Origin of the sequence: Schaalia sp. Marseille-Q2122 (assembly GCF_903645355.1) — a bacterium.
Classification (GTDB): Bacteria; Actinomycetota; Actinomycetes; order Actinomycetales; family Actinomycetaceae; genus Pauljensenia.
Window position 1 is genome coordinate 132,002 of record NZ_CAHJXR010000001.1, and the last position, 13,921, is coordinate 145,922.

At 61.4% G+C, this 13,921-nt stretch carries 12 protein-coding genes; 9 read left to right on the forward strand and 3 right to left on the reverse strand.

From position 1 onward, the window contains the following. The first annotated feature begins 6 nt into the window (after window positions 1-6). On the forward strand, window positions 7-999 hold the full coding sequence (gene holA / locus HWX48_RS00540; protein ID WP_175953597.1) for a DNA polymerase III subunit delta: 993 nt from the start codon (window positions 7-9) through the stop codon (window positions 997-999). Here holA and HWX48_RS00545 read toward each other — a convergent pair. After that, window positions 996-2,141 carry a LacI family DNA-binding transcriptional regulator gene (locus tag HWX48_RS00545; protein ID WP_175953599.1) on the reverse strand — a complete coding sequence of 382 codons (1,146 nt, stop codon included), beginning with the start codon at window positions 2,139-2,141 and terminating at the stop codon, window positions 996-998. The two genes, holA and HWX48_RS00545, sit on opposite strands and share 4 nt — an antisense overlap. Window positions 2,142-2,558: 417 nt before the next feature. Here HWX48_RS00545 and HWX48_RS00550 point away from each other — a divergent pair, with 417 nt between their 5' ends. The 7 genes from HWX48_RS00550 to HWX48_RS00580 all read left to right on the forward strand — a co-directional run bounded on the left by HWX48_RS00550 (window position 2,559) and on the right by HWX48_RS00580 (window position 10,609). Further along, window positions 2,559-4,073 (forward strand): sugar ABC transporter ATP-binding protein, encoded by a 1,515-nt coding sequence (locus HWX48_RS00550; RefSeq protein WP_175953601.1) that lies wholly within the window; start codon window positions 2,559-2,561, stop codon window positions 4,071-4,073. Next, window positions 4,070-5,152, forward strand: a complete 1,083-nt coding sequence (locus HWX48_RS00555) for an ABC transporter permease (protein ID WP_175953603.1) — start codon at window positions 4,070-4,072, stop codon at window positions 5,150-5,152. The genes HWX48_RS00550 and HWX48_RS00555 overlap by 4 nt, the downstream gene beginning before the upstream one ends. Beyond that, on the forward strand, window positions 5,149-6,201 hold the full coding sequence (locus HWX48_RS00560; protein WP_217701562.1) for an ABC transporter permease: 1,053 nt from the start codon (window positions 5,149-5,151) through the stop codon (window positions 6,199-6,201). Before HWX48_RS00555 ends, HWX48_RS00560 begins: the two co-directional genes overlap by 4 nt. 13 nt (window positions 6,202-6,214) lie before the next feature. Beyond that, a complete protein-coding gene (rhaS, locus tag HWX48_RS00565) occupies window positions 6,215-7,297 on the forward strand; it encodes a rhamnose ABC transporter substrate-binding protein (RefSeq protein ID WP_254872888.1) in 1,083 nt (360 codons plus the stop codon). 127 nt (window positions 7,298-7,424) lie between these two features. Then, complete coding sequence (locus tag HWX48_RS00570; protein WP_175953605.1) at window positions 7,425-7,793, forward strand: L-rhamnose mutarotase; 369 nt, start codon at window positions 7,425-7,427, stop codon at window positions 7,791-7,793. A 44-nt stretch (window positions 7,794-7,837) separates the two neighbouring features. After that, window positions 7,838-9,016: an L-rhamnose isomerase gene (gene rhaI / locus HWX48_RS00575; RefSeq protein ID WP_175953612.1), complete on the forward strand. Its 1,179-nt coding sequence runs from the start codon at window positions 7,838-7,840 to the stop codon at window positions 9,014-9,016. A gap of 99 nt (window positions 9,017-9,115) precedes the next feature. Further along, window positions 9,116-10,609, forward strand: a complete 1,494-nt coding sequence (locus tag HWX48_RS00580; protein ID WP_175953613.1) for a rhamnulokinase family protein — start codon at window positions 9,116-9,118, stop codon at window positions 10,607-10,609. A 19-nt stretch (window positions 10,610-10,628) separates the two neighbouring features. Here the strand turns inward: HWX48_RS00580 and HWX48_RS00585 are convergent, their stop codons facing one another. After that, window positions 10,629-11,738: a class II aldolase/adducin family protein gene (locus HWX48_RS00585; protein WP_254872889.1), complete on the reverse strand. Its 1,110-nt coding sequence runs from the start codon at window positions 11,736-11,738 to the stop codon at window positions 10,629-10,631. A 410-nt stretch (window positions 11,739-12,148) separates the two neighbouring features. Beyond that, on the reverse strand, window positions 12,149-12,409 hold the full coding sequence (gene rpsT, locus HWX48_RS00590; protein ID WP_124872143.1) for a 30S ribosomal protein S20: 261 nt from the start codon (window positions 12,407-12,409) through the stop codon (window positions 12,149-12,151). Window positions 12,410-12,711: 302 nt separating this feature from the next. Here rpsT and HWX48_RS00595 point away from each other — a divergent pair, with 302 nt between their 5' ends. After that, window positions 12,712-13,818, forward strand: coding sequence for a tetratricopeptide repeat protein (locus HWX48_RS00595; RefSeq protein WP_175953615.1), 1,107 nt, complete (start codon window positions 12,712-12,714; stop codon window positions 13,816-13,818). Window positions 13,819-13,921: the final 103 nt, after the last annotated feature.

The following is a 13,921-nucleotide window of genomic DNA, read 5'->3' on the forward strand; positions in this document are numbered from 1 at the left end:
GGGACCATGGCGCAACGTAAAACCGCCCCACGAGGCAAAACCCCATCCGCGCCGATCGCCCTCGCCCCCGTGGTGCTCGTCAAAGGCAGTGAAGGGCTCCTCGCTGACCGCGCTGTCGACCGCCTGCGCGCCCTCGCCTACGAGGCCGACCCGCAAACCGAACGCACGGACGTCAGTGCAGCCTCCTATCAGGCCGGTCAGCTCGACATGCTCACCTCGCCCTCACTCTTTGGAGAGGCCCGCCTTATCATCATCCCCGATCTGGAAACGATGAGCGACGCCCTGCTCAACGATCTGCTCGCCTACGTCCAGCAGCCCGCCGACGATGTGTGGCTGATCCTGCGTCACAATGGTGGGACACGAGGGAAAAAGCTCCTCGACACCATTGCGAAGGCCGGGCTGCCCGTGATTGCCGCCGAGCCTTTAAAGACCGATAAAGACAAGCTTGATCTTGTCTACGCAGATGTGAAGGCGGCGCGACGCCAGATCGACCCTGAAGCAGCTCAAGCCCTTGTTGACGCCCTGGGATCTGATGTGCGTTCCCTCGCCGCCGCCGTTGTGCAGCTCCTTGCCGACGTGGAGGGGCGTATTAGTGCGGCGGAGGTGCGGCGCTACCATGCGGGGCGTGTCGAAGCCTCAGGCTTTGAGGTTGCCGACGCGGCTATCTCAGGCGATTCGGCCAGAGCCCTGATGCTGCTGCGTCACGCCTTCGCTACAGGCACCGATCCGGTGCCCCTGGTTGCGGCCCTGGCGATGAAACTTCGGGGGATGGCGAAGGTGTCGGTGGCGGGGAGTGCCGGGCCCGGCAAGCTGGGAATGGCACCTTGGCAGATTGAACGCGCTCGCCGTGAATTGCGAGGCTGGTCTGATGCGGCGCTCGCGGGAGCGATCCGCGCCGTTGCCACTGCGGATGAGGAAGTGAAGGGCCTGTCGCGTAGCCCCGAACATGCCGTTGAAAAAGCCGTGTTGACGATTTGTCGTCTGAGGGGGGCCGCTTAGGACGTGTGCCTTGGCGCGGCCGTTGAGGCGCGCGTGACAAGGGTGGGGAAGAACTTGAGGTGCTGGATGCGCGGCTTTCCTGTCTTATCGCCTAGAAGAAGATCCGCTGCCGCCCACCCGAGTTCTTCCATGGGCTGACGCACGGTGGTGAGGGGGACTGACATCTGTGCGGCGATGGCGATGTCGTCAAAGCCGACGATGGAGACGTCATCAGGCACTCGAATGCCTGCATCGCGGAGCATTGTCATGGCCCCGAAGGCAATGAGGTCATTCGCGCAGAAGAATGCTGTCGGGAAGGAATCAGGCAGTGCTGGCGGGGTGGTCGGTCGGCCGGGGAGTGAGGCGTTGTCTTGGGCGACGGGGGTGGGGATCCCTTCCTTTTCGAGGAGGGCGCGCATGGTGGTCCGTCCAGCTTCGGCGGTGAAGGCAGGAAGGTTGAGGGTGTGGAGTTGGGGAGCAGGCTCGTCGCCACTGCTCCGATGAGCCTGCATGGCCAGTGCGGCTCCCAGGGCGTCTTCGGCGCCGTGGAGGCGGTCTTGGGCTTGGCGGATACTGGCGGGGCCGTTGAAGAACATGATGTTGGTGTGGCCAAGGCTCATGAGGTGTTGGATGGCCAGTGAGGCCCCTGTCCTGTCGTCGACGCTGATGGAGGACATGTCTTCTGGTTGGGCGGGGGAGTCAAAGAGGACGACGGGGATGCCTCGTTGAACGACCTCGCGCGCTGCGCTGAGCTCTGGGTCTGAGGGGGTGAGGAGGATGCCTCGGACGGCCTGGCCCATGAGGGCTCGCAAGAGGGTGGCTTCGGTGGTGGGGGAGGATTTGGTGGAGGAGAGCGCCATGACGCAGCCGTCGGCTGCTAGGCGGCGTTCCATGCCGGATGCGGCCTCCATGAAGAAGGGGTTGGTCAGGTCGTAGACGGCTACTCCGACGAGGGGGGAGACGCCGCGGCGTAGCGCTTGGGCGGTGGGGTTGGGGACGTATCCGAGGGAGTCGATCGCGGCTTCAACGCGTTGGCGGACTTCGTTGCGGACGAAACCTCGCCCATTGAGGACGTTGGATACCGTGCCTACCGAGACCTGGGCAAGGCGGGCGACGTCTTTGATGGAGGGTGTCTTTGCTGGTGGAGTGGTAGATGGGGGCATTGGTGGCTCCGAAGAAGACGCGACGACGGTAGAAACGGGCTGAAATGGCTAGTGCCAGGATATACACCTTCGCTGCGCAACCCTAGGTCCCGGCCTGAGTGGGGGTGACTACATGGTGTGGTGTGGGGTGGTGGCGAGGTAGGTGCGCGGGGTGTGTGCTGGTTGACGTAGCGATTCTGCTCCGTCACAAAATTATAACGATTCATTTTGTGGGGAGGAAAATCTGGCCAGAGGAGGTGTCCTTCTTTGTCCGGCTATTGAGGAAAAGAGCCGCTCCTGGCGACGAAAGTCTTGAAGGGGTGGGCTTATGTGCGGTTTGGTGCGGGAGAAAAGTATCCCCATTCGCTCTTGACGGAAGAGGTCTGGGGTGTATCATGCTGATAATGAATCGTTTCAACCTCAGTGCGGAGGTGAGTAATGTCAACTGATTCGTCCCAACCCCTCGTATCGCTCCAGCATGCGGTCAAAACCTTCGGCCCAGTCATTGCCTGCGCCGATGGGTGCATCGATCTCTACGCAGGAGAAATCCATGCCCTCGCCGGAGAAAACGGCGCGGGCAAATCCACCCTCGTCAAAATACTCGCAGGCCTTCACCGCAAGGACTCGGGTACGTTCCTCCTTGACGGAAAAGAAGCCGACTTCAATAACGTCGCTGAATCCAAAGAACGCGGCATCTCAGTCATCTACCAAGAACCCACGCTCTTCCCCGACCTCACAGTCGCTGAAAACATCTACATCGGCCGCCAACCCGTTGCCGCCCTCGGCATGATCGACCACGGCCGCATGCGCGACGACGCCCAAGCCCTCTTCGACAGGCTCGGCGTCGACATCGACCCCAGCCGACTCGCTCAGGGCCTTTCGATCGCCGATCAGCAGATCATTGAGATCGCCAAAGCAATCTCCCTTGATGCGCACGTGCTCATTATGGACGAACCCACCGCAGCGCTCTCCGGACGCGAAGTCGATCGCCTCTTCGCCATCGCGCGCTCCCTGCGGGACAGCGGCGCGGCCATCATGTTCATCTCCCACCGCATGGAAGAAATCTTCGACCTTTGTGATCGCATCACCATCATGCGTGACGGCGCCTATGTCTCCACCCGCCTCATACGCGACACCTCCCACGCACAAATCGTCAAAGACATGGTGGGACGCGATATCGACCAGCTCTTCCCCAAGGTTGACTGCCCCATCGGAGAGGTCCTCCTCGACGTCAAAGCCCTCAGCCGCCAAGGCGTTTTCCACGACATTAGCTTCACCGTCCGATCCGGAGAGATCGTCGGCCTGGCAGGGCTTGTCGGGGCAGGACGATCCGAGGTAGCCCGAGCCATTATGGGAATCGACCCCTGCGACTCCGGCAGCGTCACCCTTGACGGGCGTGGCATTCGCGCCGCCCACCCCATGTCCGCCATTAAAGCGGGCCTCGCCTTCGTGCCCGAAGACCGCCGCAAGCAAGGCCTCGTCATGGACCTCTCCGTCCAACGAAATATCACCCTCACCTTGAGGCGACAGCTCGCAAAAATGGGACTCATCAGCTCGACACGCGAGCAGGAAAGCGCCACAGAATGGGCTAAGCGCCTCCAAGTCAAGACAGCAAGCCCCCACTCGCCCGTGGCAACCCTCTCGGGAGGCAACCAACAAAAGGTCGTCCTCGCCAAATGGCTCGCCACCCAACCCCGCGTCCTCATCGTCGACGAACCCACGCGAGGTATCGACGTTGGGACTAAAAGCGAGGTTCACCGCCTTTTGGGAGAACTCGCCAAAAAGGGAGTCGGCATCCTCATGATCTCCTCCGAACTGCCCGAGGTTCTCGGTATGGCCGACCGCGTGCTCGTCATGTGTGAAGGCCGCCTCACCGGCGAATTCACGCGAGCTGAAGCCACCGCAGAACGCGTCATGACCGCAGCAACTGACCACCAGGAGGCAGTGAAATGAGCCCCACGCCCACCACCACTGCCCCCACGAGCACCCAGGCCAGCGGCAAAGAAAGCACGCCACGCACCGGAGGGAGCGCCCCTCGCAGCCGACAGGGAGTCCTTCACTCCCTAACGAGCATGCGGGAAATGCCTGTCATTATCGCCCTCCTCCTTCTGATCGCCGTCACGTGGGCCATTAATCCCCGCTTCCTCAGCGCCCAAGGAGTCAAAGACCTCCTCCTCAACGCCACCATCGCCATGATCATGGCCGCAGGCCAATCCCTCGTCATCACGACCAAGAGCGTGGACCTCTCCGTCGGCTCCATCCTCGGCATGAGCGCCTATATGACAGGTGTCCTCTTCGCCACCTACCCCGCCATCCCCATTCCCCTGGTTTTTCTCGCCTGCACCCTCCTGGGCGCTGCCCTGGGAGCGTTCAACGGTATGCTCGTCACCCAAGCCCGCGTGCCCGCCATGGTCATCACCCTGGGCACCCTCTACGTCTTCCGAGGCAGCCTCAACTGGTGGGCAGGATCAAGCCAATACTTCGCCGGGGACCGCCCCGCAGCCTTTGGAGACCTTGGCGTCGCCACCCTCGCAGGAGTCCCCCTGCTGACTCTCCTTGCCGTCATCGTCATTATCATCGTCTCGATGTACCAGCGCTACGCGCGTTCCGGCCGCGACCTCTACGCCATTGGCTCCGATCCCGCCGCCGCCGAAGTCTACGGCATCCCCGTCGGACGACGAGTCTTTGCCGCCTTCGTCGCCAACGGCGCACTCGTCGGCCTCGCCGGTGTGCTCTACGCCAGCCGCTTCAACTCCGTCGGCGCAACAACCGGTACCGGCATGGAACTCGACATCGTCGCCGCCTGCGTTGTCGGCGGCGTCGCAATCGTCGGCGGCGTCGGTAAAGCCTACGGCGCGGCCCTCGGCGCACTCCTACTCACCACCATCACCTCGGCACTGACCGCCGTGGGACTCGACAAATTCTGGCAGAGGGCGGTCGTTGGCGCACTCATCCTCGTCGCCATCGTCCTGGATCGCATGGTCACCATCGGACGCCTAGGTAAACAACGCAAGACGGGAGGCCACCCATGAGCGCAACCACCACACCCATGCCCACGCGCGTCAACCTCGACAACCCCCTGTCGCGTTTCCTCGCCAGCCGCGACGCAAAAATGACAGGCATCCTCATTGCCGCCATCATCGCCGCCAGCATCCTTGTTCCGCGCTTCGCCCAAGCACGCACCATCTCCTTCCTCACCCTTGATGTTGTTGCCATCTTGCTGATGGCCCTTCCCATGACACTGGTGATGGTGGCCGCAGACATCGACCTCTCCGTCGCCTCAACAGCGGGCCTCGCCAGCGCAGTCCTGGGCGTCAGCGTCGAAGGCGGGATGCCCTTCCCCCTCGCGGTCCCCCTCTGCCTCCTCATCGGAGCTGCATGCGGCCTCTTCAACGGGGTGATGACCGCATACGTTGGCCTGCCCGCACTGGCCGTCACCATCGGCACCCTCGCCCTCTATCGAGGCCTTGCCCTTGTCGTCATCGGGGATCGCGCCGTCGCCTCCTTCCCCGAATACGCCACCTCCTACGTCACCTCTACCTTCGGGAATAGCGGAATTCCCTCCCTCCTCGTCCCCCTCCTGATCCTCATCGTTGTGTTCGCCTTGCTACTGCACACCACCCCCTACGGGCGCTCGATCTTCGCCCTGGGATACTCCCTGGAAGCAGCGCACTTTGTGGGCATCGATACCAAGAGAACACGCATGTCAGCCCTGATCCTGTCAGGAATCATGGCCTCCCTTGCCGGAGTCTTTTGGACTCTGCGCTACTCCAGCGCCCGCTCGGACAACGCTGAAGGACTTGAACTCACCGTCATCGCAGCCGTCGTCTTTGGTGGCGTCTCTGTCTTTGGCGGCAAAGGCTCCATCTGGGGCTCGGTCTGCGGCGTGATGACCGTCGGCGTCATCAACTACGCCCTTCGTCTCAATCGCATCCCTGAAGTCGTCCTCGTGACGGTCACAGGCCTCCTGCTCATCGGCTCGGTCGTCGCACCCTCCGTTGTGACGGCGTGGAAAGAATGGCGCAAAAAACGCCGCAGCCGCAGCAGCACACCCGCACACTCATCACTCACCCCCGCATGAAAGGAATAGCTCAATGAAGAGTCTCATCAGCGGTATGACCGGAAAAGTCACCGCCCTCGTGTTTGCATCCGCACTGGTCCTCACCGCCTGCGGTTCAGGATCAATGGAAGCCAGCTCTGGCGCAGAATCAGGCGATGGTGCAGGCGCTACGCCAGCAGCCTCGGCAAGTATCTCCGACCAGACCATCACCTTTATCCCCAAGCAGCTCAACAACCCCTTCTCTGACGTCATGCTCTCTGGCGGAACGAAGGGCGCCGAGGAGATTGGTTTCGCAGAAGCCAATATCGTCGGCCCGCTTGAGGCCTCAGCATCCAGTCAGGTTTCCTTCCTCAACGCTGAAACACAGGCTGGCACGAACGTCATCGTCCTAGCTGCCAACGACCCCGACGCGGTATGCCCCGCTTTGGAGGATGCGCGCAAGGCAGGCGCGAAGATCGTGACCTTCGATTCTGATACGAATCCAAAGTGTCGCGATATCTTCGTCAACCAGGTTGTCTCCAAGCGCGTGGCGATCACTCTCGTTGAAATGATCGCTGAACAGATCGGCGGTGAAGGCGAGATCGCGATCTTGTCGGCAACGGCCAATGCGACCAACCAGAATGAGTGGATCAAGTACATGGAAGAGGAGCTTGCCTCCAACCCGGCCTACTCCAAGATCACCATTGTGGCTAAGGTCTACGGCGACGATGACGACACGAAGTCCTTCCAGGAAGCTCAGGGCTTGCTGCAAGCACACCCCAACCTCAAGGGCATTGTCTCGCCCACGACCGTGGGTATCGCCGCAACCGCACGCTACCTGTCAACCTCTGAGTACAAGGGCAAGGTCGTGCTGACCGGCCTGGGCCTGCCCAATGAGATGCGCTCCTTCGTTGAGGATGGCACCGTCACCGAGTTCGCCCTGTGGGATCCGGCCCAGCTGGGCTACGTCGCCGCCTACGCCGGTGCTGCACTGGCGTCGGGTGAGATCACCGGCGCTGTGGGGGAGACCTTCACCGCTGGCGAACTGGGCGAACGCACCATTGAGGAGAATGGCTTGGTGATCGTTGGTGATCCCTTGCGCTTCAACAAGGACAATATCGGCAACTACGACTTCTAAGCCTGCCGCGCCTCGCGCGAAGGACGAGGGCGGGTGAGCCCCGCCGTACGCCGCCCGCCCTCGCCCCGCTGCAGGGAGAGATCTCCCTCTAATCTGAAACGATTCACCACCGCTTGTGGAGGCCACAATGACCACCAACTCTCCAGCAGTGCGCGACCTGCTCGACTCCTGCCCCCAACAATCCCCGCGTCGACGCTGTTTCCTCCTGCGCGTCAAACCCAAATACCTCGCTCCCTATATCGAGGACCACCAAAGCGTCTGGGAGGAAATGCGCCAAGCACTCTCCAATGCCGGATGGCGCAACTACTCCCTGTTCCTCGACGCGGAAACAGGCATGATCGTCGGCTACTACGAGGCAGACGACGTCCAAGCCGCACAAGAGGCAATCGGAACCACCGACGTCAACCGTCGCTGGCAAGAAGCAATGGCCCGCTACTTCCTCGAACCCGACGGCGGGCAACCGCAGATTCTCTCTCAATACTTCTATCTGCCCTGAGACGCGCAAGCCCCGCGCTCACCCCTCACAGCAAGGAGAACACCATGGTCTCACTCCATGACCTCAGCGAAGAACGCCGCGCACTCCTTCGGCAACAAACCATTGAACTGCCCAGCTGGGCCTTTGGAAATAGCGGCACCCGCTTCAAGGTATTTAGCACTCCCGGCACTCCCCGAGACGCCTTTGAAAAAGTCGCCGACGCCGCACAAGTCCACCGTTTCACCGGCATCACCCCCCGCGTCTCCCTCCACATCCCCTGGGATCACGTGGATGACTTCGCTGCCCTGTGCGAGCACGCCCACGCCCTGGGAATCACCCTGGGAACCATCAACTCCAATGTCTTCCAAGATGAGGACTACAAATTTGGCTCCCTGACAAACAGCAACGAACAGCAGCGCCGCAAAGCCATCGACGCCCACCTGCGCTGCATTGAGGTCATGCGAGAAACCGGCTCTTCCACCTTGAAGATCTGGCTTGCCGACGGAACAAACTACCCCGGACAAGACTCCATCGCAGAGCGCCAAGCTCGCCTGGCTGACTCCCTCACGACCATCTACGACGCCCTTGATGAGGATCAGCGCCTCCTCCTTGAATACAAGTTCTTTGAACCGGCCTTCTACCACACCGACGTACCCGACTGGGGAACCGCCCTGGCCCACGTTCAGGCTCTTGGCGAGCGCGCTGTTGTCTGCCTCGACACCGGCCACCACGCACCCGGAACGAATATCGAGTTCATTGTCGTGCAATTGCTACGGGCCGGACGCTTGGGAGCCTTCGACTTCAACTCCCGTTTCTATGCCGACGATGACCTGATTGTCGGCTCGGCTGACCCCTTCCAGCTCTTCCGCATCATGCACGAAATCGTGGAATTTGGTGCCCTTGATGCCTCCTCGGGCGTGAACTTCATGCTCGACCAGTGCCATAACCTCGAAGCGAAGATCCCCGGCGAGATCCTCTCAGCCCTCAACGTGCAAGAAGCGACGGCAAAGGCGCTCCTGGTTGACCGAGAGGCCTTAAGGGAAGCTCAGGACAATCACGATGTCATCACTGCCCACCGGGTGCTCATGGATGCCTTCTCCACCGATGTGCGCCCGCTCCTGGCGGAATTGCGAGAAGAGATGGGCATTGACCCTGATCCCCTGGCAGCCTTCGCGCGCAGCGGCTATCTGGCGCAGATCGAGGCCGAACGCGTGGGTGGCGCTCAGGCCAGCTGGGGCGCGTAGGGGCGCCGCTGAGTTCACGAGGGGGCACCTGGCGTATTCCTGCGAGTAACGCCAGTGCCCCCTCCAGCAGACAAAACTCCGACGGGAGAGGGCAGAGCAGTGAGCACGATTGTCGCGATTGATTTAGGCGCCTCCTCCGGGCGCGTTCTTCGAGGCGTTTTCGATGGGAAGTCCATCGAGGTGGAGGAATGTGCGCGTTTTTCCAACGGGCCCATCCGCGTGCCCGACGCTGAGGGCGGAGACTACGAGTGGGATCTGCTGTCACTGTGGCGAGGGATCACCGACGGCCTTGCCGAGGCGGCAAGGCGTGGCCCAGTGGATGCGATCGGTATCGATTCTTGGGCGGTGGATTACGCCCTGCTTGACGAGGCTGGTCGCCTGCTTCGTAACCCCTACAGCTACCGCTCCGGTCGGACCCGCCGCGTCATCGACGAGTTTTTTGAGGCTGTTGACCCCGCAGAACTCTATGAGCATAACGGACTGCAATTCCAGCCTTTCAACTCGATGTTCCAGATCCTGGCTGACCGCAATGACGCCCGCGCTGATCGCGCCTGCACTCTGCTGCTACTGCCTGATCTTCTGGCCTATTGGTTGACCGGCGTGAAAGTGTGCGAGGTGACGAACGCCTCGACGATGGGGCTGGTCGATCCTCGCACGCGGCGGTGGGATCCGTGGGTATTGGAGGCCTGCGGGGACTTCACTGGTAGGAATGTTGAGGCACTCCTCGCGCCCCTCGTTGAGCCGGGGGAGGTTATTGGCACGGTCAACTGTGAGGGGTTGGACCTGCGCACTCATAGCGGCGAGGCAACGCCGGTGATCGCGGTGGGCAGCCACGATACCGCCTCGGCTGTGGTGGCCGTTCCGTCAGTTGACACTGCCAATTTTGCCTTCATTTCCTCGGGCACGTGGTCGTTGGTGGGGATGGAGCTGAATGAGCCGGTGTGTTCGCCACAGTCCTGCGCAGCGAATATCACCAATGAGCTTGGTGTGGATGGCACGGTCCGCTATTTGAAGAACATTATGGGCATGTGGGTCCAGCAAGAATGTCTGCGACAGTGGCGCGAGGAGAGCCCCGAAGGCCAGTGGGATTGGGGGACCCTGGATGCCATGACTGAAGCTGAGGAACCTTTTCAAACGGTGTTCGACATCAACGATCCGGCCTTCTTCACACCGGGGAACATGCCTGAGCGTATCCAGGGATGGTTGGAAGCACGCGGCAGATCAGCGCCGAGTAGTGTCTCGGGTGTCTTGCGAGCGGTGACAGAATCCCTCGTTGTTGCCTACCGGGAGGCGATAGCTGAGCTTCGCGCTCTGAGTGGGCAGGCTATTGAGGTCATTCATATTGTGGGTGGCGGTTCCAAGAATGCCCTGCTGTGCCAGCTTACGGCGGATGCGACGGGCCTTCCCGTTGTGGCCGGGCCGGTGGAGGGGACTGCGCTGGGGAATATGGTTGTTCAACTTCGGGCAATTGGAGCCCTTGAGGGAGGCCTGGACCGGCTGCGCCACGTGGTCGATGCCTCGACTCTGACGCGATGCTATCGGCCACATGCGGGGCAGGATCAGGTGTGGGAACAGGTAGCAGCTGGACTGTAGCCTGCGGCCTATCTTCGCTTTAGGCTTGGGCGGCAATGCTGCGCCGATAGGCTTCAGCCTCCCAGTTTTCAATAAAGCTGCGTTCCTCGTGGGTGAGGGTGCGTACTCGTCCCAGGCGGTTGGCGTCGCGGCTGATGCGCAGGGCGTCAAGGAAGGTGTCGAGGGCGTTGCGCGCGGCCTTCGCATCGGCACCGAGGGCAATGACGCCTCGTTGTGGGAGGACGGCGATAATGGGGAAATGCCCATGTTCCTCGTGGTAGGCGCTAACGGCGCGGGTGATGGCGCTGGGCTCGTAGGGTGGGTGGAGGATGACGGGCAGGGAGGCGGCGTAGACGATTTGGTCGGGGATGAGGGGGCCGGAGCTGACGGGCCCTGCACTGAGGGCGCTTTCTTCAATGGCAATGCCGCTGTTGCTCAGGGCGTGGGCGGCCTTGCCGGTTGCCTCTTGGAGGACGAGGGCGGCGCCGGTGAGTTGGCTGGGGGAGAGGCGCAGTGCCCCGCTGTCGCTGGCTTGGTCGATGGCGTCTTGGATGCGCTGGGTGAGGCTGCGGGTGAGGGAGATGATTTGAGCGTAGCTGTCTCCGGAGACGATAATGCCGTGGTTTCCCAGGAGGGTGATCTGAGGTGCGGGTTTGCCGGTGCGGCGAGTGAATTCGCCTCGAGCTTCTTCGATGCCGCGGGCGAGGGGGATTCCGGGGTCGAGGTAGTCAACCCAGAGGGCGTCGTCGCCGAGGATCTGTTTGGTGAGGTATTCGCCGTGTTCATTGCAGGTGACGGCGTTGCTGGTGAGGGGGTGAAGATGGATGACGAGGGGGTCTGGAATGAGGGCGTGGAAGAGGATTTCGACGCTGGGGCGGCGACCGTTGGCGTCGTGGAGTTGCGCGGCTCGGGCAGCTGCTTGAACGGGGTCGCCGTCGACTTTTTTGTCGCTGTGGAGTGCGTCGAGGAGGGGCGCGATGCGAAGAGGAATGAGGTCGTCTGCGCGGAGGGTGGCAAGGGGGACGCCGCTGGGTTTGATGTAGAGGATTCCGTCGACTTTGACGGAGGCGTTGCCTCCTCCGGCGCGTGAGTATTCTTCGTCGGAGCCGAGTTCGTTTGCGAGTCGGATTAACTCATCAGTGAGGGTCATCAGATACTCCATCAACACGAGTGAATCGTTTCATTGCCAATCTATAAATGAATCGGTTCAAAGTCAATGGGGTGAGGCAAAATAGCTCGAATCTGGGAGCGTGATGAAGGCCGAAGTGTAGTGGCGAAGGTTGAGGAGCAGGAGCTGAAAGCAGAGGGGCGACAGTGCCCTGGACCCTGCTCTATGCGCCCTCTCATCTGCGTTTCTGTGCTCGGTGCTCCTGGCAGCATCGCTGTGAGCGCTTTGTCAGCGATCTGCTGCGAGTAATGTGAGCGCAGGGGTGTCGGCCTCGGCTATTGCGCAGGAAAAACTGGAGGGGTGGTGTGAACCTTTCGGTTCACACCACCCCTCCAGAGCAGTTATTGAGTGAAGTCTCTTGACTCAGTAGTCCTGATAGTCAGGATGCTGTGTCAGAGGGACTGAACGCGCTTAGCAAGCTTGGACTTGCGGTTAGCTGCCTGGTTGCGGTGAATAACACCCTTGGAGACAGCCTTGTCCAGCTTGCGGGAAGCAACGCGGAGAGCCTCAAGGGCTGCTTCCTTGTCGCCAGCCTCAACGGCTTCGCGGGTCTTGCGGACCAGGGTCTTGAGTTCAGACTTCACAGCCTGGTTGCGGATGCGGCGCTTCTCATTGGTGCGGATCCGCTTGATCTGGGACTTAATGTTCGCCACAGTCGGAAACTCCTTGAACGTGTATGTGTACAGGTCGGTGAGGGCTGTGCCTTTGCCGGGACTGGGGCGTGGGGACACCCGCAAACGGCTAGGACCAGACCCCCTGCCCGACCAGGCATGGGAGTCCGACGAACAAGACTACCAGCGTTGCGGGTGGCATCCAAGCCTGCGGGTGGACTGTGAACGTGAATGCGCTCACGCTGAGCAGAGGGTGAGTTATCCACAGGTGAGTGAGAGCATTTCTTTTCCCTGCCAGTTCATGCCAGTCTAATAAAGTCCATATCGTTTTGAAAGGGAAAGCCATGTCACCGCAGCCACCCTCAACCCCCAGCGTCAAGGAACTTCTTACCCGCTTTACGAACGCCCTCCGCGCGGGCGACGAAGGCAACTACGAACACGCCATTGAACTCACCTGTGAACTCCTCCAAGACCAGCGAATCCGCCCCGAAGATCGGGGGCGCTTCTACCGCTACCTCATCCAATGGTCCGTCGCCCTCGACAATCCGACACAAGCCCGCTTCTACGCCAGCCAAGCAGTCCGTGAACTCAAAAAGACCCTCGGCCCCACTCATGAAATGACCCTGGGACTGCGATCTTCTGAACTGTTCTGGATGTGCGAATCCGGCCTGGGCGACATTGCTCACCGTCGTTTCCCCGACCTCATTCGGGACGTTGAAGAAAACCTTGATCCCCACCATGAACTCCGATGGGCCGTGCTTATGAACGCCGTCATCCCCCTCAAACAGCAAGGACACTTTGCTCAGGCCGTCGCGCGCTACGAAAGGATCCTTCGCTCCATGCGTCACCGCCCGCCCCACAACCCCCTGACCCACATCCTCGCACGCGATAATTACGCCGAAGTCCTTGCCTGCGCGGGAAAGTACGAGCGCTCCCTCAACCAGTACCGCGCGCTTCTGGAAGAGGCCACCGCGACCTTCGGGTCAAGCGACCCGCGCACGCTCATGTTGCGCAACCGCATTGCTGCGGTCCACTTCGACGCCGGTGATGACGAACAAGCCTGGGCGCAATGGCAGAGCCTGCTCCCCCAATTCGATGAGGTATTCGGCCCCGCCCACCCTGAAAGCGCGCGTCTGCGCAGCCTGTGCCTCCTACATTGTCTGGAAAAGGGCGACAACGAGGTCGCCCTCGCGCATGCGAAAGCCCTGCTGGCTCACCCCACCGAGGACTCCGATGAGGTGGACGTGAGGATGATCCGCGAACTCATCGCTCATCTGCAGGGCGAAGAAGCAACGGGCGAGGAAGAGTGCGGCGCGGAAGGAGGAAGCGGCACAGACGAAGAAAAGCGCCTCGAAGGGGGAGGCAGAGCATGGGGACGAGGTGAAAGCTTTGCCGCTCCCGAGCACTGTCCCTGCGCCCTATGCGTTGGAGATGAGGAGGCCGCCTGCTGAAGAGGGGCTCTCCGGGCGGGCACCCCCTCGCCAGTCTTGCCCGCGGCGCGCAGAATAGCCTGCGGCAAAGAGTGCAGGGTAGCCCGTGGCAGAGAGTGCAGGA

Bases quoted from the DNA above. Each gene is read 5' to 3' on its own strand.
- HWX48_RS00595 (WP_175953615.1), top strand. From the start codon at position 12,712: ATGTCACCGCAGCCACCCTCAACCCCCAGCGTCAAGGAACTTCTTACC.
- HWX48_RS00585 (WP_254872889.1), bottom strand. From the start codon at position 11,738: ATGACCCTCACTGATGAGTTAATCCGACTCGCAAACGAACTCGGCTCC.
- HWX48_RS00555 (WP_175953603.1), top strand. From the start codon at position 4,070: ATGAGCCCCACGCCCACCACCACTGCCCCCACGAGCACCCAGGCCAGC.
- holA (WP_175953597.1), top strand. From the start codon at position 7: ATGGCGCAACGTAAAACCGCCCCACGAGGCAAAACCCCATCCGCGCCG.
- HWX48_RS00560 (WP_217701562.1), top strand. From the start codon at position 5,149: ATGAGCGCAACCACCACACCCATGCCCACGCGCGTCAACCTCGACAAC.
- HWX48_RS00550 (WP_175953601.1), top strand. From the start codon at position 2,559: ATGTCAACTGATTCGTCCCAACCCCTCGTATCGCTCCAGCATGCGGTC.
- HWX48_RS00545 (WP_175953599.1), bottom strand. From the start codon at position 2,141: ATGCCCCCATCTACCACTCCACCAGCAAAGACACCCTCCATCAAAGAC.
- rhaI (WP_175953612.1), top strand. From the start codon at position 7,838: ATGGTCTCACTCCATGACCTCAGCGAAGAACGCCGCGCACTCCTTCGG.
- rhaS (WP_254872888.1), top strand. From the start codon at position 6,215: ATGAAGAGTCTCATCAGCGGTATGACCGGAAAAGTCACCGCCCTCGTG.
- HWX48_RS00570 (WP_175953605.1), top strand. From the start codon at position 7,425: ATGACCACCAACTCTCCAGCAGTGCGCGACCTGCTCGACTCCTGCCCC.